16 protein-coding genes are annotated in these 20,110 nt (G+C 61.9%); 8 read left to right on the top strand and 8 right to left on the bottom strand.

Going from position 1 to position 20,110, the window contains the following annotated elements; translation table 11 throughout:
* Nucleotides 1-27: 27 nt before the first annotated feature.
* Complete coding sequence (locus IC231_RS17740) at nt 28-2,079, top strand: M1 family aminopeptidase (protein WP_190785816.1); 2,052 nt, start codon at nt 28-30, stop codon at nt 2,077-2,079.
* Nucleotides 2,080-2,180: 101 nt separating this feature from the next.
* Here the strand turns inward: IC231_RS17740 and IC231_RS17735 are convergent, their stop codons facing one another.
* The 4 genes from IC231_RS17735 to IC231_RS17720 all read right to left on the bottom strand — a co-directional run bounded on the left by IC231_RS17735 (nt 2,181) and on the right by IC231_RS17720 (nt 5,167).
* Entirely contained in the window at nt 2,181-2,813 is a 633-nt protein-coding gene (locus tag IC231_RS17735; RefSeq protein WP_190785815.1) for a hypothetical protein, read from the bottom strand.
* A 152-nt stretch (nt 2,814-2,965) separates the two neighbouring features.
* Nucleotides 2,966-3,403, bottom strand: coding sequence for a DUF2147 domain-containing protein (locus IC231_RS17730; RefSeq protein ID WP_190785814.1), 438 nt, complete (start codon nt 3,401-3,403; stop codon nt 2,966-2,968).
* Between the two features lie 134 nt (nt 3,404-3,537).
* Nucleotides 3,538-3,978: a DUF2147 domain-containing protein gene (locus IC231_RS17725; RefSeq protein WP_190785813.1), complete on the bottom strand. Its 441-nt coding sequence runs from the start codon at nt 3,976-3,978 to the stop codon at nt 3,538-3,540.
* 637 nt (nt 3,979-4,615) lie between these two features.
* Nucleotides 4,616-5,167, bottom strand: a complete 552-nt coding sequence (locus IC231_RS17720; RefSeq protein ID WP_190785812.1) for a C40 family peptidase — start codon at nt 5,165-5,167, stop codon at nt 4,616-4,618.
* A gap of 228 nt (nt 5,168-5,395) precedes the next feature.
* Here IC231_RS17720 and IC231_RS17715 point away from each other — a divergent pair, with 228 nt between their 5' ends.
* From IC231_RS17715 to IC231_RS17700, 4 genes are all read left to right on the top strand, one after another.
* Nucleotides 5,396-7,198: a M61 family metallopeptidase gene (locus IC231_RS17715; RefSeq protein WP_211539169.1), complete on the top strand. Its 1,803-nt coding sequence runs from the start codon at nt 5,396-5,398 to the stop codon at nt 7,196-7,198.
* Nucleotides 7,199-7,497: 299 nt separating this feature from the next.
* A complete protein-coding gene (locus tag IC231_RS17710; RefSeq protein WP_190785811.1) occupies nt 7,498-8,778 on the top strand; it encodes a cation:proton antiporter in 1,281 nt (426 codons plus the stop codon).
* Nucleotides 8,779-8,994: 216 nt separating this feature from the next.
* Nucleotides 8,995-11,145, top strand: coding sequence for a catalase (locus tag IC231_RS17705; RefSeq protein ID WP_190785810.1), 2,151 nt, complete (start codon nt 8,995-8,997; stop codon nt 11,143-11,145).
* Nucleotides 11,146-11,201: 56 nt separating this feature from the next.
* Nucleotides 11,202-13,808, top strand: a complete 2,607-nt coding sequence (locus tag IC231_RS17700) for a cation-translocating P-type ATPase (protein ID WP_211539167.1) — start codon at nt 11,202-11,204, stop codon at nt 13,806-13,808.
* A 427-nt stretch (nt 13,809-14,235) separates the two neighbouring features.
* On the opposite strand, the gene IC231_RS17695 is transcribed toward IC231_RS17700, so the two are convergent.
* Nucleotides 14,236-14,433: a hypothetical protein gene (locus tag IC231_RS17695; RefSeq protein WP_190785809.1), complete on the bottom strand. Its 198-nt coding sequence runs from the start codon at nt 14,431-14,433 to the stop codon at nt 14,236-14,238.
* 56 nt (nt 14,434-14,489) lie between these two features.
* Here IC231_RS17695 and IC231_RS17690 point away from each other — a divergent pair, with 56 nt between their 5' ends.
* The 3 genes from IC231_RS17690 (at nt 14,490) to IC231_RS17680 (ending at nt 16,248) form a co-directional block, all read left to right on the top strand.
* A complete protein-coding gene (locus tag IC231_RS17690; protein ID WP_190785808.1) occupies nt 14,490-15,032 on the top strand; it encodes a hypothetical protein in 543 nt (180 codons plus the stop codon).
* Nucleotides 15,033-15,188: 156 nt separating this feature from the next.
* The gene (locus tag IC231_RS17685; protein ID WP_190785807.1) at nt 15,189-15,476 is read left to right on the top strand and encodes a hypothetical protein; all 288 of its coding nucleotides are present in this window, start codon (nt 15,189-15,191) and stop codon (nt 15,474-15,476) included.
* A gap of 130 nt (nt 15,477-15,606) precedes the next feature.
* Complete coding sequence (locus IC231_RS17680; protein WP_190785806.1) at nt 15,607-16,248, top strand: hypothetical protein; 642 nt, start codon at nt 15,607-15,609, stop codon at nt 16,246-16,248.
* A 397-nt stretch (nt 16,249-16,645) separates the two neighbouring features.
* On the opposite strand, the gene IC231_RS17675 is transcribed toward IC231_RS17680, so the two are convergent.
* From IC231_RS17675 to IC231_RS17665, 3 genes are read right to left on the bottom strand one after another with little or no spacing between them, the layout of a single operon-like run.
* Complete coding sequence (locus IC231_RS17675) at nt 16,646-16,849, bottom strand: PID-CTERM protein-sorting domain-containing protein (protein WP_190785805.1); 204 nt, start codon at nt 16,847-16,849, stop codon at nt 16,646-16,648.
* Nucleotides 16,850-16,886: 37 nt separating this feature from the next.
* Nucleotides 16,887-19,454, bottom strand: a complete 2,568-nt coding sequence (locus tag IC231_RS17670; protein ID WP_190785804.1) for an ice-binding family protein — start codon at nt 19,452-19,454, stop codon at nt 16,887-16,889.
* A 27-nt stretch (nt 19,455-19,481) separates the two neighbouring features.
* Nucleotides 19,482-20,039, bottom strand: a complete 558-nt coding sequence (locus tag IC231_RS17665) for a helix-turn-helix domain-containing protein (protein ID WP_211539165.1) — start codon at nt 20,037-20,039, stop codon at nt 19,482-19,484.
* Between the last annotated feature and the right edge of the window lie 71 nt (nt 20,040-20,110).

Genomic DNA, 20,110 nt, shown 5'->3' with positions numbered 1-20,110 from the left:
TCACTCTTTAACATTCCCGGTTTCTCTATGTATCGTTTCTACTCTTTGCTGGCAGGGGTATTGCTGGCCGCTTCCGGAGCGCATGCTCAGTCGCCGGCCGCCCGACCAGATCCGCTTAGCCTAACCCATGATGGGGCCGCCAGTTGCGTGCGGGCCCATGCCCAGGCGGCGCAGCGCGGCCCGGCAGCTACCGTGCGCCACCGCCAGAAAATGGACCGCTACGATGTGAAGTACTACAAGCTGGATATTGCGCTTGAAAACAACTCCCGCAACGTTGGCGGCAATGTCCGGATGGTGGCCCGCACCCTCGCCCAGCCGCTGGACTCTGTTGCGTTTGAGCTCTACCAGACGTTCACCATCGACTCGGTGGTAGTAAACGGCCGCCGCTCACCGGGCCTGCGCCGCGCTGGCTCCGATGTGACGGCCGCTCTGCCGCAGGCCGTACCGGCAAACACCCAGTTCAGCACCGTGGTCTACTACCGGGGCACGGCACCGAACGGCAACACGGCGGCCATTGGCAATGCGCTCAACACGCGTTCCAGCGTCCGGATCAACAACCTGAACTACACGTACAACGTCACCTGGAGCCTGTCGGAGCCTTTCTCGGCCCATGAGTGGTGGCCCTGCAAGCAGGTGCTCACCGACAAAGCTGATTCTCTGGATGTGTGGGTGACAACGAGCAGCATCAACAAAGTGGGCTCCAACGGGGTGCTGCAGCGGGTTTCGCCCATGCCCAATGGCAAGAGCCGCTACGAGTGGAAGCACCGCGCTAAACCCATCGACTACTACCTGGTGTCGGTGGCGGTGGCACCTTATGTAGAGTACATCAACTACGCCAATCCCGTAGGCGGCCCCCAGATTCCCATCGTCAACTACGTTTACAACCAGGCGGCGCTGACTTACTACCGGACGGAAATTGACCGCACGCCGGGCTTCCTCGAAAACTTCTCCAGCCTGGTAGGGCTCTACCCGTTTGCCAGCGAAAAGTATGGCCACAGCATGGCGCCCATCGGGGGCGGCATGGAGCACCAGACCATGACCACGCAGGACGGGTTCAACTTCACGCTCACGGCTCACGAGCTATTTCACCAATGGTTCGGCGACAACGTGACCTGCGCGTCCTGGGAAGATATCTGGCTGAATGAGAGCTTCGCTTCCTACGGCGAATACCTGTCCCTCACGCGCTTTGCCTCGGCGAATGATGCCAGGCAGTGGATAGAAACGGCCCAGTACTATGCCAAAAACCGCTACGTAGGCGGGCAGTGGGTACCGGCGCTGGGCGGCAGCGTCCGGGTGCCGGACACGACCAACGTGGGCCGCATTTTCGACTACAATCTGACCTATAAGAAAGGCGCGATAGTCGTTCATATGCTGCGCTACCTGCTCAACGACGACACCAAGTTTTTCCGGGCCCTGCGCACCTACCAGAGCACGTACAGCGGCCGCACGGCCCGCACCCGCGACCTGCAGGCTGTTTTTGAAGCCGAAGCAGGCCGCTCCCTGCAGTACTTCTTCGACCAATGGTACCGCGGCGAGGGCTACCCCACATTCTCGGTTTACTGGAATCAGGTAGGCCAGAACTTCTACCTGCGCAACACCGAAACGGTATCGGTGGCCGGCATAACGCCCTTTTTCGATACCGACGTTGATTACACGCTGTTCTTTACTGATGGTACTTCGCAGGTGTTGCGTCTGCGTCAGTCTCAGTTGGTTTCCAACTTCACCGTACCTATCACCAAAACGGTAGCTTTGGTAGAGGTAGATGCCAACAACTGGCTGCTGAAAGGCGACGGTATCACCTCGCGTGACTTCACGCTGATACTGGGCACCGAGGCGGCGGCCCGCACTGCTCGGTTCACCGTGTACCCAAACCCCTGCCGCGAAACGCTCCGGCTCCAGGACCTGACTGCCCGCGCCACTGCGGAAGTTACCGATGCTACCGGCCGCGTGCTGTTGCGCCAGCAGGTAGACCCGCTCCATGCTCAGCTCGATACCAAAGTGCTGGCTGCGGGCCTATACCACATGCGTCTCACTTTCGCCAACGGCAAAGTGGCACTGGCCCGCTTCGTGCGGGAGTAGCCGTCGATACGCTACAGAACCAACAAGCCCTTGCTGCCACGATGGTAGCAAGGGCTTGCTGTATAACAGGGGGCTACACAGAGTCCAGTAAAGCTGGTAAACTATCCTTTGGCGTACTGCTTGATGCGGGCCTGTACTTCCTTTGGAGCGGGTGGCAGGTCCAGTACTGCCGCCATCAACTCGTCAAAGGAGTGTGGCGCCGTAAAGATGGAATCCTGAAAGGGGTTGCTGAAAAAGCGGATGAACCCCGGCTGACCGTTTACCTGCACCAGGTCTACCACCACATTGCCATAGCGCTGGTTGCAACGGCCGGTGGCGGTACAGTCGTTGGGCCGGGGCTTCAGAAAATGCTTCTCTATGGTTTCGGTATACTGCTCGTGGTGCAGCGTGCGCTGGTCCGAAGTCGAGACGTTATAACCCAGCGCCAGCACACGGTCGCGCAGCAGGTCGAAGAAGTGGCGGAAATTCCCTGGACCAATACTGGGGTCGTAGAGCAGTACCGCTCCCTGGCGGCCGGGCTCATTCAGGAGCTGCACCCGCAGGCCATGCCCCTGAATACCGGCTTTGCAAAAATGATAGGCCTTGAAGTAAGGCCCGGCCCAGTTCAGATACACCTGTTGCGCTATCCAGCGGGCATGCAGCCGCTCTTGCGCAGGCGTGCGGTGCAGTGGCTTCCACTCAGTTGGCTGAGTAGCAGCGCCGGAGGAAAAGAGCCGTTTAAAGAGTTGTAACAAGGTGAACCGGGTATATCATGAAGAACACCACCCCAGGCAAATGGTTTTTTCAGTGGGGGCAGGGCGAAATTTTTTTGACCCCCTCGGGAAGGCAAGAAAAAAGGCAAGCACTGGAAGGTGCCTGCCTTGCAAAGAAAAAACAGTGCCGGTTTCTACTTCACGCGCTGCCAGTAGTGCGCCCGCCCAAAAAGAGAGAACCCAATGTATCCTTTCACTTCCAGCCGGTCTTTCCCGGCGGCGGCGAGGTAGCAGGAGTAGGTGCGGCCATTGTCGGGGTCGTAGAGTGAGCCGTCTTCCCATCGGTCATTCTCGGCATTGTAGCGCAGGTTCTGCAGCACGGTCATGTTGTGCAACGGCTGGCTGCGTTTGCTCTGGTCGGGGTGGTGTTCGTCGAGGCGGGGTTTGCCGTTGGCATCAGTAGGAGTGCGCAGCCACACCAGCCGTCCGCACAGCTGCTCCCCACAGCGGTAAAGCTCAATATGGGAGTCACCGGAATCATCGGCCCAGACGCCCAGCGGCACCGGGGTTTGGGCGGGCGCTGGTACCAGCGCCCGCAACCATAGCAATAAACTCAGTAATAAGGATTTCAAAGCGTTGAAAAGCTGGTTTGAGAGGGAATGATGAGGTGCAGCGCATGGGCCACAACAACTCTATGGCAGCAAAAAGCGACGCCCCCGCACGTGCGGAAGCGTCGCCAAGTATACGCCTGAAAAGTGAATCGGGCTTATTTGACCCGGGTCCAGGTCTGCGATTTGCCAATCATGGAGAAGCCGATGTAGCCTTTTACTTCCATGGTGTTGGCGTTGATCATCTTCATGTAGCAGGAGTAGGTTTTGCCGCTTTCGGGGTCGTAGATCTTGCCATCATCCCACTTGTTGCTATCATCATATTCGAAGCCCTGCATGAACACCAGGCCCAGACGTGGACGGTTGCGCAGCTTGGGGTCGGGATTCTGGGAGTCGGTTTTGGGTTTGCCGGTAGCCGGGTCGTTGGGCACGGTCAGGGTCACGATTTTGCCACACAGCTTGTTGCCGCATTTGTAGATTTCGAACGTGGCTTTCTTTTCTTCGTTCTGCCAGGTGCCCAGCGGGGAGAGGGTCTGGGCAGAGGCCAGCCGTACCAAGCCAAGCAGGAAAGCGAGGGAGAGAAACAGGGATTTTTTCATGGTGTGAAGAGAGGGGGGTAAAAAGATGGTGGGAAAAGATAGGAGAAAACTCCTACATGTCAGCAACTCCCGGCAAATAGCTGCTACCTGCCCGGATTGCAAGTTTGAGGCCAGTGCTGCGTTTATCCGTAAAAGAAAAATTAAAACGGCTGAGGATCAGGTTTATGACCAGTAAAGCGGCTTGCAGTGCTAAAAAAAGCCCTTTTTATTTTGAACCATCCCGCAGGCTTTTAACTTTACCAACCGTAGTGAGTGCTACAGCCCCGCCCAAGGAGCCCTAAGGTATTGGGAGACGCGGCCGGGGTTATGTCGAACGTAAAGAAAGGAGGTACAAAATGTCTAGTAGTCCCAAACAAATCCTGCCAAGCCTGTCGAATGTAGTCCGCTTCACCGCCGGACGCGCTTAACAAAAGGTTTCGCGCGGAACCTGCTTCCATTTTAGCATTTCCCGCATTACGGCAAGGTCTTACCTATATAAGGAGATGACGGGCCTGTACCCCAGACTCGTCGCTTGGTAAGATTTGAAGGATTAGATGCCCGGCCCGCCCAGCAGCCTCAATCAGGAGGACATGCATAGGCGGCCGGGCATCGCTCTTTTATAGCTCCGGCACAACTAGGCAAAAGGGCCGTTTTTCGGCTATAGTACCCGGCGCACCTGCATAAAGCGCCGCTCGTAGTCGGTGCCTTCTACCTGGCTGATCTTGACTCCGGATTCACGTCGGGCGGAGGAAGAGTGAATAAAGCGCAGCGGCTCACCGGGAGCCGACACCACAATGCCGGCATGGCCGGGCGTGCTGGACGTGGCGGCCGTACCTGTAAATACCACAATATCGCCGCGGCGGGCTTGTGCACGAGCCACCGGGCGGCCGACCTCAATCAGGAGGGCCGTGGAGTGGGGCACCGGCAGATTGAAATTTCTGAATACGTACTGCACGAAACCCGAGCAGTCGAAGCCGGTGGCGGGAGTGTTGCCGGCGTAGCAGTAGTTGGTGCCTAGCTGGCGCATCGCGAAGCTGACGATACTATCGGCTTTTGGGGGAGTGCGGTTGCTGGTGACCCAGGCCGTACGCTGCACGGGCAGCGGCTCCTCAGCAGGAGCAGCAGCACGCTCCACCGGGCGGCTAGGCCACAAAAACACGCCCAAAAGCAGAGCAACCAGCGCACTAAAGGCTATCCAAACGAAGCGCATAGGGTAACGCGGCCCGGAAAGCGGCGGGCTGCTGCCTCCCTAACGGCGGAGCTACGTAGCGGGTTCCGGTCCGGCTGTGGGCGGGCTGGGCACCAGCGGCCAGAGCGGAGACTTTGCCGATAGGCTTGCAGCCCTGCCTGTTTTTCCCCGTTCTTTGCCTTGGCCCGCTGTGGAAGGCACTACGGTGGCACCCGGCGGGCTCCTTACTTCTCACCTAATTCCCCTTTCATGACCCATTCCCGTACCCGCCTGCTTGTGGCGGCGGTGCTGGTGCTGCTGCTGAGCCAGTTCAGTGCGGCACTGGCGGCTCCGGTGCTGCGCTACACGCTGGCCATGCCCGCCCCGCAAACCCACTATTTCGAAGTTGAAACCTCGCTCAGCGGCTTCAGCAAGCAGTATACCGACATGAAAATGCCGGTATGGGCGCCGGGTTCCTATCTGGTGCGGGAGTTTTCGCGGCACGTAGAGGGCTTTGCGGCCCAGGCCGGGAGCGAGGCACTGCGGGTAGAGAAAGTGGCCAAAAACACCTGGCGCGTGTATCATCCTAAAAACAAGGATTTCACGGTGCGCTACCGGGTGTATGCCTACGAGCTGAGCGTGCGCACCAGCTTCCTCGACGCGGCCCACGGCTACGTAAACGGCACCAGCGTATTCATGTACCCCGCTGAAAACCAGGCGCTGCCCAGCACGCTAGAGGTAAAGCCCGCCCCGGGCTGGACGCAGGTGAGCACCAGCTTGAAGCCGGCTGGCGGCCAGTTCACGTTCCGTTCCTCGGGCTACGACGAGCTGGCGGATTCGCCCATTGAAATCGGGACGCACAAGGTACTGAGCTTTGAGGCTGCCGGCACGCCGCACACCATTGCCATGTTCGGGCAAGGCGTGAAGTACGACGAGGCCAAGCTGCTGGCCGACATGAAAAAGGTATGCGAGGAAGCGCACCGCGTGGTGGGCAAAAACCCGCTGGACCGCTACCTGTTCATCATTCACAACATCGACCGGGGCACGGGCGGCCTGGAGCACCTGTTCTCCACCACGCTGTCGGTGTCGCGGAACGCCTACAGCACCGAGGGAAGCTACAAAGGCTTTCTGGGGCTGGTGGCGCACGAGTATTTCCACCTCTGGAACGTGAAGCGCATCCGGCCGGTGGCGCTGGGGCCGTTCAACTACGACCAGGAAAACTACACCCGCATGCTGTGGGTGAGCGAAGGCGGCACCGAGTATTTCTCGAACCTGATTGTGCAGCGGGCCGGCTTTGTAACCCCCGACGGCTATCTGGCCGACCTGAGCAACGGCATTGGGCGGGTAGAAAATACGCCCGGCAACAAGCAGCAGTCGGCCGCTGAGAGCAGCTACGATGCCTGGATCAAGTACTACCGTCCCAACGAAAACTCGGCCAACACCGGCATCAGCTACTACGACAAGGGCGAGCTGATCGGGGCCGTGCTGGATCTGATGGTTATCAACGAAACGAAGGGCCAGAAAAGCCTCGACGACGTGATGCGCACCCTCTACGACGAATATTACACGAAAAAGCAGCGCGGCTTCACCGACGAGGAATACCAGGCCGCCGTGGCGAAAGTGGCCGGCCGCCGCTTCGATGAGTTCTTCCGCCGCCACGTGTACGGCACCGAAACGCTGCCCTACGAAACGGCCTTCGGGTATGCAGGCCTCACGCTGAAAGCTACGCCGGTGGCCGAAGGCGCGGCACTGGGCGCTACGGTAAGCAGCGCCAGCGGCAAGAACGTGGTGACGAACACCGTGCGCGGGGGCAGTGCCTGGCAGGGCGGCCTGAACGTGAACGACGAGATTCTGGCTCTGGATGGCGCCCGCCTCACCGGCGACCTGACGCAGGCGCTGGCCGGCCGGGCCACGGGCTCGGAGGTACAACTGCTGGTTTCGCGCGATGGGCAGGTGCAGGAGCTGCGGTTTCCGCTGCTGGCGGCCACGGCCCAGCGCTACCGCATCGAGCGGGTAGCCAGCCCCACGGCCGCCCAGCAGGCGGTACTGGCTAAGTGGCTGCCGGTGCGGTAAGCCGCCGTTGGTTTTGGCACGCACAACGCCCCGTCCGGATTCCGGGCGGGGCGTTGTGCGTGCTGAGCTTGTGTATTCTTCGGGGCCGCTGTTTGGGCAGCGCCGCCAGCGCGTGCTGGTCGCGTATCCATATCGACAGCGTGTTAGCCGCCTATCATTGCGGGTGGCGGGCGCGGTGGGTTCGCCCGGCTTTGAAAAGGTTGCACCGGAGCCCGTACCAGCAAGCAGCCAACCCTACTGCCGCAAACCCTACTGCTCCCATCCGCGTCTTACCTCATAACTCATCCACCCTCTATTGCATGGAATTGTACAACACCCTGGCTCTGCTCATCGTGGTGGCCGCCGTTTTCGGCTATCTTAACTACCGCTTTCTGAAGCTGCCGGGCGTCATCGGCCTGATGGTTCTGGCCCTTATTTCGTCCTTGGCGGCTATCGGGCTGGGCAAGCTGGGCGTTGGGTGGGTGCTGCAGGCCGGCGAGCTGGTACGCGGCATCGACTTCCACGCCGTGCTCATGGAAGTGATGCTCAGCTTTCTGCTGTTTGCCGGGGCGCTGCACGTGGATGTGGGGGCCCTGGGCCGGCAGGGCGTGGCCATCGGCACCATGGCCACGGTCGGGATTCTGCTGTCCACGTTCCTGATTGGCACGGCCTTCTACTACCTGCTGCCGCTGTTCGGGCAGCCCATCGATTACATCTACTGTCTGCTGTTCGGAGTGCTCATCTCCCCCACCGACCCGATTGCCGTGCTGGGTATCCTTAAGGAAGCCCGCATTGATAAGTCGCTGGAAATCCGCATTGTGGGCGAGTCGCTGTTCAACGATGGTATTGCCGTGGTGGTGTTTATCAGCCTGTTTCAGATTGCCAAATTCGGGGCCGAGCAGGCCACGCCGGCCGTTATCGGCGAACTGTTTCTGGTGGAAGCGGTGGGCGGCATTGCGCTGGGCGCAGTGCTGGGCTACGCGGCCTATTGGGCGCTGCGCACCATCGACAACTACCAAGTAGAAGTGATGATAACGCTGGCCCTCGTGATGGGCGGCACGGCGCTGGCCACCAGCCTACATACCTCGGGGCCGCTGGCCATTGTGGTGGCCGGCCTGATCGTGGGCAGCAAGGGCCGCAGTCTGGGCATGTCGGACATCACCCGCGAGTACCTCGACAAGTTCTGGGAGATTCTGGACGAGATTCTCAACGCGGTGCTGTTCGTGCTCATCGGCCTGGAAATGCTGATTCTCGACATCAGCCGCACCACGCTGCTGGTGGGCCTGGTATCGATTGGGCTGGTGCTGCTGGCCCGTTGGGTGTCGGTGGGCGTGCCGCTGGTACTGCTCAAGCGCTTCTACCCGTTCGACCGCCAGACGCTGCGGATACTGACCTGGGGCGGGCTCCGGGGCGGTATTTCGGTGGCCCTGGCGCTGTCGCTGCCCGAGTCGATGCCCCGCGACCTGCTGGTGGGCGTGACCTATGTGGTGGTCATTTTCAGCATCATCGTGCAGGGGCTCAGCATCGGGCCGCTGGTGAAAAAGCTGGGCCTAAGCACCGCCCCGCCCGCCGACGGCAGCGCTGACAGCGCTGCGCACTAAGCTATAAGGGGCATTGAACCGATTGTTTAGTAGTGAAATGACATGTTTTTGATTTTCATGAATTTAGCTAAGTGAGTTGATGCTGCCGGGTAGAAATAATGACAATCTTGAGCCGTGAGGCAGCCCAAGGCATCCGGGTTGCGTACCAAGGGTAGAGCCGCCGATTCAGGCACTATCGGGTCGGCAGCTCTCCATTTCACTATCCCACTCCCAGTCATGAGTCAACCAGCTAACCCCGAAAACACCAACGCCAAATCCCAGGACTTGGAGCAGAACCGCGAGTACGGTACCGGTGAATTTCTGACCTCCAACCAGGGCCTGCGCGTCAACGACGACCAGAATTCGCTGAAAAGCGGTGAGCGGGGGCCCACGCTGCTGGAAGACTTCCTGCTGCGCGAGAAAATAACCCACTTCGACCACGAGCGGATTCCGGAGCGGGTAGTGCACGCCCGCGGAGTAGCTGCCCACGGCTACTTCGAGGCCTACGACAACGCCAGCCAGTATTCCAAAGCGCATTTCCTGCAGCCGGGCGTGCGCACGCCCATCTTCACCCGCTTCAGTACTGTGGCCGGCTCGCGTGGGTCCACCGACATGGCCCGCGACGTGCGCGGCTTCGCCGTAAAATTCTATACCCAGGAAGGCGTATATGACTTTGTGGGCAATAATATCCCGGTATTCTTCATCCAGGACGCCATCAAGTTCCCGGACCTGGTTCATGCCGTGAAGCCGGAGCCGCACAACGAAATTCCGCAGGCGGCCTCGGCGCACAATACGTTCTGGGACTTCATTTCGGTGACCCCCGAGGCCATGCACATGATCCTCTGGACCATGTCGGACCGGGCTATTCCGCGCAGCCTGCGCACCATGGAAGGCTTCAACATCCATACCTGGCGGCTGATTGATGCCGAGGGTAAGTCGCGCTTCGTGAAGTTTCACTGGAAGCCCAAGCAGGGCATCAAGTCCGTAATGTGGGACGAGGCACTGCAGATTTCGGGCAAAGACCCTGACTTCCACCGCCGCGACCTGTGGGACAACATCGAGCAGGGCAACTTCCCGGAGTGGGAGCTGGGCGTGCAGGTGGTGGAGCAGGAAGACGAGCACAAGTTTGACTTCGACTTGCTGGATGCCACTAAGATCATTCCCGAAGAGCTGGTGCCCGTCACCATCATCGGGAAGATGGTGCTGGACCGCAACCCCGACAACTACTTCGCCGAAACCGAGCAGGTGGCCTTTCACCCCGGTCACGTGGTGCCCGGCATCGACTTCACCAACGACCCGCTGCTGCAGGGCCGCCTGTTTTCGTACACAGACACCCAGCTGACGCGCCTGGGCGGCCCCAACTTCCACGAAATTCCGATTAACCGCTCGGTGGCGCCCATCCACAACAACCAGCGCGACGGCCACATGCGCCAGCAGATGAACGTGGGCAAAACCAGCTACTCGCCCAACCTGCTCAACGACAATACGCCCAAGCAGGCCAAGCAGAGCGAAGGCGGCTTCAGCAGCTACGAGGAGCGCGTGGACGGCAACAAGGTGCGTGCCCGCAGCAAGAGCTTCGTCGACCACTATAGCCAGGCCCGCCTGTTCTGGAACAGCCAGGCCGACTGGGAAAAGGCGCACATCGTAAAAGCGCTGCGCTTCGAGCTGGGCAAAGTGGAAGAGGAATCGGTGCGGAAGCGCATGCTGATTCATCTGGGGCTGGTGGCCGACGAGCTGGCGCAGCGCGTTGCCAAAGGCCTGGGTCTGGAGGTTCCTTCGGCCGAAGGCGTGCAGCTCAACTACATCGTGGGAGCCGATGCCGACGTGGCCGCGCACCAATCGAAGCCCGCTACCGGTAAGGAAGGAAAGTCGGCGGCGCTCAGCATTGAGTTCAGCCCGGTGAATGCCAAAAAGGACATCAAAACCAAGATGGTAGCCGTGCTGGCCGCCGACGGGGCAGATGCCGCCAGCATTTCGGCCCTGAAAAAGGCGCTGGAAGCCGGTGGCGCCACGGCCAAGCTAGTAGCCCCGCACCTGGCCATGCTGAAAGTAAACGGCGGCGAGGCCCTGCGCATCGACTTCAGCCTGCAAACCACTGCCTCGGTGCTGTTTGATGGCGTGTACGTGGCGGGCGGCGAGAAAAGCGTGCAGACGCTCCGGCAGCAGCCCGACGCGGTGCAGTTCATCAACGAGGCCTACCGCCACTGCAAGCCGGTTGGCGCGGCCGCCGAAGGAGAAGCCCTGCTGAAAGCCGCCGCCTATGCTGGTGCCGAAGCCCTGCCCGGCGGCCCCGGCGTGAGCGTGGGCAACAGTCCGAAGCAGTTTATCCAGGACCTGACCACCGGCCGCTTCTGGGAGCGGGAGCTCAGCTCGGAGCCCAAAGTATAGTTTCAGCGCAGATGCGCGGCAAAACGGAATGCGCCCAGAAGGGTGCATTCCGTTTTTTGCGTACAGGCCCTGCCAAGCTGCCCATAACGGTGTACCTTATGCTCGTCAACACGGGCGGCGAAGTCCGGCCCAGGGCGTTGCCGTTTCCTCACCGCTACCCATCGTGCCTGCCTATGCCGCTGCTTCCTGATGCTCCCGCGCCCGGTCTGACTGATGAGGCCGTAGCTGCTTCCCGCGCTGCCCACGGCCGCAACGTACTGACGGCCGCTGCTCATTCCGGGCTGCTGGCTACGTTGCGGGAAGTAGTAACCGAGCCCATGTTTCTGCTGCTGCTGGCGGCCTGTGCCGTGTATAGTGCGCTGGGCGAAGGTGCCGAGGCCATGACGCTGGGCGTGGCGTTGCTGGCGGTGGCGGGCATCTCGGTATACCAGGAAATCCGCAGCGACCGGGCCCTGAGCGCCCTGCGTCAGCTGACGCAGCCGCGCGCCCAGGTGCGCCGCAATGGCGTGGTGGGTCCGGTGCCGGTGGAGGACCTGGTGGTGGGGGATGCCGTGCTGGTGGCCGAAGGCAGCCGCCTTCCCGCCGATGGCACGGTAACAGAACCGAACGACTTCTCGGTGGACGAGGCCATCCTGACGGGGGAGGCCGTGGCGGTGACCAAGGCCGTGGGCGACCCGGTTTTTGCGGGCACCAGCACCGCTTCCGGTAGCGCCTGGCTGACGGTTACGGCCGTGGGTGCGACTACCAAGCTTGGTCGTATCGGGCAGAGTATGGAGGGCATCGTCACCGAAAAAACGCCCCTGCAGCTTCAGGTCAGCCGGTTTGTGCTGCGCATGGCCTGGGTAGGAGCGGGCGCTTTTGCCCTGGTCTGGGGTATCAACTATGCTCACTCCGGCAACTGGGTGACGGCGCTGCTCTTCGGGCTTACGCTGGCCATGTCCATTCTGCCCGAGGAAATTCCGGTAGCATTCAGCAGCTTTATGGCCCTGGGCGCGGCCCGCCTGAGCCGGCTGGGCGTGCTTACCAAGCAACCCCAGACGGTGGAAAGCCTGGGGTCGGCCACCGTCATCTGCGCCGACAAAACCGGTACGCTGACCCAGGAGAGTATGCGCGTGCGCCAACTGTATGACGGAGCCGCTGCCCGCCTGGTGCCGGTGCCCGGCCCGCTCGCGCCCACTGCTGCCTCGGTACTGGCCTACGCCCGCTGGGCCAGCGAAACCGAGCCCTTTGATGCCATGGAGAAGGCCATTGTGGACGCCTATGCCACCGCCGATCCGGCCGGTGCCGCCAGCCCCGCGCCCATGCTGCACGAGTACTCGCTGGGCGGCACCCCGCCCATGATGACGCATGTGCGCCAGGTAAACGGCGCAACGCTGGTAGCCGGCAAAGGCGCCGTAGAGCATATACTGGCCGTGTGCCGCCCGCTCCCGGCCGTAGCGGCCGAAATCCGGCGGGTGGCGCAGGAGCTGTCGGGGCAGGGCTACCGGGTGCTGGGCGTGGCCCGGGCGGCGGCGGCCGGTGCCGGATTTCCGGCCGAGCAGGACGATTTTGCCTGGGAGTTTCTGGGGCTGGTGGCCCTCGAAAACCCGCCCAAGGCCAACGCGGCGGCCGTGATTCAGGATTTCCTCGCCGCCGGTATCAAAGTGAAGATGATAACCGGCGACTTTCCCGAAACGGCCCAGGCCATTGCGCGCCAGGTGGGGCTGCCGGGCGCCGATACGCTGCTGACCGGGCAGCAGGTGATGGCGCTGTCCGAAGCGGCTTTGCAGCAGCAGGCACCCGGCACGGCGGTTTTTGCCCGTATGTTTCCGGAGGCCAAGCTGAAAGTAGTGGAAGCCCTCAAAGCCACCGGCGAAGTGGTAGCCATGACCGGCGACGGGGTCAACGACGGGCCCGCCCTCAAGGCGGCCCACATTGGGGTGGCCATGGGCCGGCGGGGCACCGAAGTGGCCCGGCGGGCGGCTTCGCTGGTGCTGGTTGAGGATGACCTGGCCGGCATGGTGACGGCCATTGCCCAGGGCCGGCGCATCTACCAGAACTTCAAGAAGGCAGTGTTCTACGTCGTTTCCATTCATATCCCGATTGTGCTGACCGTGGCCGTGCCGCTGCTGGCCGGCTGGCCGCTGGCGAATCTGTTTGCGCCCGTGCACATCATCTTTCTGGAGCTGGTGATGGGCCCGACCTGCTCCATTGCCTTCGAAAACGAGCCGGCCGAAGCCGGCCAGATGCGCCAGCCGCCGCGCCCGCTCACGGCCACCTTTCTGGGCCGCGCCGAGCTGGGCCGCAGTCTGGTGCAGGGGCTGGGTATTGCGGCGGCGGTGCTGGGCGTGTACTACGTTGCGATGCGGCAGGGGGCGCCCGTGCCGGTGGTGCGTACGCTCACGTTTGCCACGCTGGTGTTCAGCAACCTGTTTCTGACGCTGGTCAACCGCTCGTTTACACAGTCCGTCTTCCAGACGCTACGCGTGCCCAACCGCATTCTGTGGCTGATGCTGGGCCTGACGCTGGCCCTGCTTTTGACGACGCTGCTTTTGCCGGCGGCGCAGCGGCTGTTTGGTTTCGCGCCGGTGCCGCTGGCCGCGCTGGGCTGGTGCGCGCTGGCCGCGCTGGTGGGGGCTGGCTGGATAGAAGGGTACAAAGCCCTGCGGCGGACTGCCGGATGACCGGCGGGGGGGCTGTCAGCTCTTCCCACGCCTGCCATGACGCTCCTGTTTCTGTGTTTAACCTGTTATCGGAAGAGCTGCCGTAGGGGGCAGGGCATGAGACGGTGCGCTGCGTGCAGCAGCAGAAATAGTGGTGAGACGCCCGGAATGCCACTCGCCTTCGCAGTCTCCCCGACGAGATGACGCACACAGCTTCGGAAGGAGATACAGCCTGCTCGTAGGCGTACTCTATCCGCTCGTAGGCGTGCCATGAGAGGACATAGGCATCAAGTGTCTGCTCGTAGGTGTAAAGTGCCTGCTCGTAAGCGTGCGGTGCCTGCTCGTAAGCGTGCGGTGTCTGCACGTAGGCATCAACTGTGTACTCGTAGGCGTGAACTACCTGCTCGTAAGCGTGAACTACCTGCTCGTATGGGAAAAGCGGCTGTTGCTACGCGAAAGAAGGCGCGGGGTGGGCGTGGCGGTGGTAGGCGTGGCGAGCCAGCGCCTCCTGGTAGGGAGCAGAAGCGTGCGGCTGAAGTGGGGGCCGGCCGGCGTCCCGGCTGAGGGCCGCGCCGCGCGCAGGGCAGGCGGCGGCCGGGGGGCGGAAATAAAGCCAGCCGGGCAGGAGCGGGAGAGATACAGGCAATGGGGGAGGCCAGTATCTTGTGGGTTTTCCATCTTCTACCTTATTTCTTTTATTACATGAACAAGCAGGATTTTTCCATTCTGGAAAGCGGGCAGCGCGTGGGGCTGGCCGTGGAGGCGTATCGGGCGGAAATCGATGATTTCGGACCCTTGCAGGAAGCCAATGCCAGCCGGGAGGCGCTGGTGAAGGCCATTGAGGAGAAAGCCGGGACGCAGCAGACGATGACCACCGATGCCACCACGGCCAAGGACGCGGCCCGGGAGGCCATGGCGCGGGCCACGGAGGTGCTGTCGGCGCGGGCGGTAGCGTATGCGCTGGCGGCGGGGCGTCTGGATCTGAAGCAGGCCTTTACGCTCACGTACTCGGACGTGCGCAACGGCGAGGCGGCCGAGGACGTGGACCACGTGCGGGAGCTGGTGCGGCGGGTGAGCGAGCTGCCGGCCGACGTGCGCAAGAACTACCGGCTGACGCCGGCCGTGATGCAGGCGCCGGCCGACGCGGCCGACGCGTTTGAGGCGGCGAGCGACGTGCAGACGGAGGCCAAAGCCGCCCCGCGCCTGGCTACGCTGGCGCTGCCGGAGCTGCTGCGTCCCGGTTGAGTGGGGCGCTGCTGCTGATGCAGACGCTGCTGCGGGGCCAGCGCAACGACCCCGACCCGCGCTGGGGCGAGCTGTACGCCGCGTTTGAGCAGGCCAACAAGCGCCGCAAAGTGGCGGGGCAGCGGCGGGTAGCGGACGGACACGAAGCCGCGCATTGTGCGGACGCTGCCCGTGCGCCTGCCCGATGGCGCAGCGGCCCGCCTGGCCAACACCAACTACGGCCCCCGCTACACGCTGACGGTGGAAAACCGGGCCGCCAGCGCCCTGCGGCTCTGGATGGCGCAGAAAGACGGGGCGCCCACCAGCCCGGCGCTGTGCCCGGCCGGGCAGGTTACGGAGCTGACCCGTGAGCAGCTCGGGCCGGAAACGGCCCGCTACCTGATGGGGCAGTTTGCGGACGCGGCCGGCGGGGAGGCCACGGTGGTGATTCGGCGGGTGGTGTAGGGAGGATAGGGCAGCTGCATAGAGCGGATGTGACCAGCGGGCGGGACTACCAGGCACGTGTGCTGGCTCAGAACAACCAGCTCCAGGCCACTCAACTCAATCAATTCGTTACATCTTACCGCTGGTAGCTATGCGTTATCCGCTTCTACTACTGCTGCTGTTGCTCTCACTTACGGGCTGCCCGAAGAAAAAAGATCCGTACCCAGAGCTGGTGAAGGTGACGTTTGTGGTGCCGGCACGCATCGAGCCGGGCGGCGACGTGGTAGCGCTGGGCGACACGCTCTGGCTGGACCTGGATGCCCCGGACTCGCTGCTCGACCTGCGCAGCAATACCCGCTACCGGGTGCCGGGGCAAGAGCTGCTGCTGCGTTCGGCCATTGGCTTCTACAAGCTAACCGGCCCTACGCAGGCCCGGCAGGGCTACGCCCGCGGCTTTGCGGTGGTGCCGGATATTGGCCGGCTGGAGCAGGGCAGCGGTACCTCAGTGCTGTTTGAGCCGGTGTATGACGCGGGGCGGCAGCGGCACCGGGCGCGGGTGGGCATGGTGCCGCGCGAGCGGGGCGTGTTTGCGCTGAGCCTGATTACGCTCTTGCCGGAGCCCTACGGCCCGGAGCGGCCGCTGCCCTTCCTGGCCGTGCCGCCGGGCGCCGACGGGCGCCGCCGGGCGGGCACGGCGGGCCATTCTGGACAACTTCTACTACGTGCTCAACGATGGCAACGTGCATTTCGGCTTGCAGCAGCAGCACAGCCAGGTGTACTCCACGCTGCCTGACCCGAGTGAGGGTACTTTATATTACGAGCAGAAGAGCACGTTCACGTTCAGGGTGCAGTAGCGGGCCGGCCCCGCGCGGCACTATACAAAAACGCCCCGCCCGGATTTCGGGCGGGGCGTTTTTGTATAGTGCCGCGCGGGGCCGGCAAGATGGCTCTGCCCAGGTGCCACGGCAGAGAACCTCTACAGCGGCAGGGCTCCCACAGCAGCCGCCACATTCACGCGGCTCCAGCCGAAGCTGCTGCTGCGGGCGGTGCGGTTAGAGCTGGCGGCCACGAGGCGGCTTATGATCTGGGCGCGGGTTTCGGTGGGGTATCTGGAACAGCCTATTCAGACAAAAACCCATCCGAAGCAACGGATGAGTTTTTGTCTGAATAGGTCGGTGGCAGTCTGCCGGCTATTTTTTGTTTCTCATACGGCGCCAGCCGTAGGCAGCCCCGGCGGCCAGCAGCAGCGAGGCGCCGCCATCAATGGGCACGGCGGTGGGTTGTTGCGGCTGCTGTGGCTCGGGTCCGCCGGAGCCGGGGCCCTGGGCCAGCGCGGCGGAAGTAGTGAGAACGAACAGAAAAACGGCGGTAACGGGGATAAGAACCTGTTTCATGACGAGGTGAGTGAGGATACGAAGAAAAGGCGGCCGGCTAGTTGACCACCACCTGCTTGGTGATGGTAGCGGCGCCGGCCTTCACGCGCAGCGTATATACGCCCAGCGGCAGGCCCTGCACGGTTAGAGTAGCCTGAGCACCGGCGGCCGGCAGCGCCAGCGTCAGCTCCCGTACGGGCTGCCCCAGTACATTGTAGAGTACGGCGGTAGCCTGAGTAGCACCGCTAACGGCGGGCACCAGCAGCGTAAAGCTGTTGTGCGTAGGGTTCGGATAGATGCTGACGCTGGCGGCCGTGAAGCTATTATTGGTGGCCAGGGCCCGCAGCGGGCTGAATTGCAGCGAGAAGCGGCCCATAATCAGAGCGGTGTTGCTGGCTGAGAAGCTATAGCTCGGTTGCTGCTGCAGGTTTATCCGCTGTCCGGTCAGGGCGTCGTGCAGATACACGTCGGTCGTGCTCAGGTTCAGCAGCGAAGCGGCCTGCAGCGAATAGGAGCCCGTTGCGGGAACACCAATGCTCAGAGGAACGATGGTGGCAGCCGTAAGCAGGGGCAGGCCATTGACGGCCAGATCGGTGCCGGCGGCTACCGAGGCCAGGTTAAGGCCCGTGGTGTTAGGCAGTTTCACGGCATCATAGTGGTCATCGATGCCGGCAGTAGCGCCGTTCTCGAAGTACACGTAGGCGGGCTCATGCGTGCCCTGCGCCGATACCAGATCCAACTGAACGGCAGGCCGGGTTTCGGTGGTAGTGCGGTTGAAGGTGGCATCTTCGTATGTGTCCGAGCGCCAAGCATCCATGAAACTGAACGAGGCAACGGGCTGGTTCACGCGCAGGAAAAAGCCCTGCATAGAGCCGATCAGGCCATTGGGAAGAGTGCCGAAGCCGTTCTGGTAGAACTGGTAGGTGCCCCGGTACTGGCTGCTGGACTTGTACACGTACACGGCATCAACCACGCCGGCCGGCAGGTTCAGGCGCGCCTTTTTCCAGTCGAGCGGAGCAGCGTAGGGGTTACCCAGCAGCTGCCAGCCCGAGTTGGCTTCGGTGCCCCGCGTGAGTGCGCCAACCGGTACGTTACCCGTGTTGAGCGTGCCCACCAAGTCTATTTTTTCATTTGCAGTGATGTTGACCGTGTAGCCGAGGCCGCGGGTGAGCGGGGTGCTCAGGCTAGCCGGCGAAAAGAAGCCGTAGTCAAAATCCTGGGTGGTAGAGTTGGTACCCACAATGCGGCTCTCGCTGAAGCCGTAGACCGTCGGGAAAGGGACTGTGGTGTTGCCCTGGGTGTTGTAGGCCGGGTTTACTACCGGTGAGAAGCCGCTGGTAGCCAGGTCGGCTACGGTAGTGGTTTGTACCGGCGAGCTGTAGTGGCGGTAGCCCAGGCCGTTGTTCAGGCTCGGATTGATATAGCGCTGCACCGTGGCCGTGCCAAGCACGCTACCGCCGGTGTTCACAACCATAGCCGTGCCGGTGGCATCGGAGAGCAGAGTAAGCAGGCGGCTGTTGGTGGTCAGGTTGCCGCTGGTAAGGCCCAGCAGGCCGTGGATGCTGACGGCGCCGGACTGGGTAGCGCCGGCCGAGTTGGTCAGTGACAGGCCCCAGAACTGGGTGCTGCCCGTGCCGCCAATTGCCTGGGCAGTGGTGCCGCTCAGGTTGACATTGCCCGCGGTAGCACTGATCGTGCCGCTGTTGCTCACATCACCTTTCACGTCGAGGGCACCGCCGTTTTGCGTGAGGCTGGCGCTGGTGCCGATGGTCAGGCTCTTAGCAACGGCGCTGCCGCTGCCAATCACCGGGTAAGGCGAGGTGCCGGTCGGGACTACGGCATCCAGCAGGCTGGTCGGCACACCCGCCGACCAGTTGCTGTTCGTGTACCAGTCGGTGGTGCGGCTGCCCAGCCAGAAGGTTGAGGTCGGAATGGCAACCGGCACGGCGCCCGTACCCGTGTCGATGGTGATGGCACCCTGCCGCGACAGGCCGCGGCCCAGCAGCGAAGCGCCTTCAATCAGATTGATGGCTCCGTCAACGAGTAGTGTGCCGCGCATTACGGAGTTGCGGCCCAAGTCAGTGCGGCCCGTTATCTGCCAGTACACGTTGTTGAGCGAAGCACCGTTGATAACCGATACGGTAGAGCCCTCGCCGGTGGTCAGCGCGCCCGATACGCGCAGAAAGAACATGGCATTCGGGTTGCCCTGGCCGTCCAAAATCAGGCTGCCGGCCAGCGTAGTGGCGGCGCCTACACAGTAGGAGTTGGGCGTCAGAACCTGCGGGTTACTGACCGGCCCGCCGTATACGGCCAGCGGCACCACGCAGGAAATAGTAGACATGTAGCCGAAGGCGGCCTGCACATCGGTGGCAGCCTGGGTAGAGCGGGTATCGGCCACGTGAATCGTGCCGTTTACAACGCCGGGCGGAAAGCCGCTGAAGGCACCGGCATTCGTGCCAATGTCGCCTTGGATGACGGTCGGGCCGACGTTGTCGAAGGCCCCGACTGCGGTAAAGAAAGCAAAGCTTGAAGCTGCTCCCAGCGCCGGCGCAACCTGGGCCATAAGTGCCTTGGGAAGGACTGCCAAAGCAACCGAGGTCAGAAGCAGGAGAAATTGTTTTTTCATAGGAATGTAAGCTTTGTAGCGCGCAAACTATCTGCACGCTACAAAGCTTATCCCTCTGGTTTCTACAATACTTACACAATTGCAGAACATAGTTACACCATTCCCACTTTCCGGAATAATACCCTGATTAACGTTGTGCTGCTTAAAGACGGTAGGCGTCAGGCCCGTTACTTTCTTGAACTGATTGGACAAGTGAGCCACGCTGCTGTAGTTCAGCTCGTACGCTATCTGCGTCAGGCTAAGCTGCCGCTGCAGCAGCAGTTGCTTCACCTGCTCAATCCGGCACTCTATCGTGTACTGCTCAATAGTGCCACCCGTCGCCTCCGAGAAAATGGTAGACAGATAGGAGTAGTCGTAGCACAGCTTGCGGCTGATGTAGGCTGAGTTCTTGGATTTGCGCAGGCCGGCAGCATCGTGCAGCATTTCCCCGATAACCGTTTTGGTTTTCTCGATCAACGACGCCTGCGCACTACCCAGCAACTCCAGGCCCGACTTCATCAGCGCCAGCCGTAGTTGCTGGCGTTGCTCGTCGCGCAGCTTTTCGGTTAATTCTGCTCTGCCTAGCTCCACTATCTTGTACTGCAATCCTAACGCGGTTAACCTTTCACGCACAATCTTTTTGCTATGCTCATCAGTCATATACTTGATATAGATTT

This window comes from Hymenobacter duratus, from assembly GCF_014698995.1.
GTDB lineage: Bacteria > Bacteroidota > Bacteroidia > Cytophagales > Hymenobacteraceae > Hymenobacter > Hymenobacter duratus.
The sequence above is the reverse complement of the archived record's forward strand: the minus strand, read 5'-3'. Positions and strand labels throughout refer to the sequence as shown.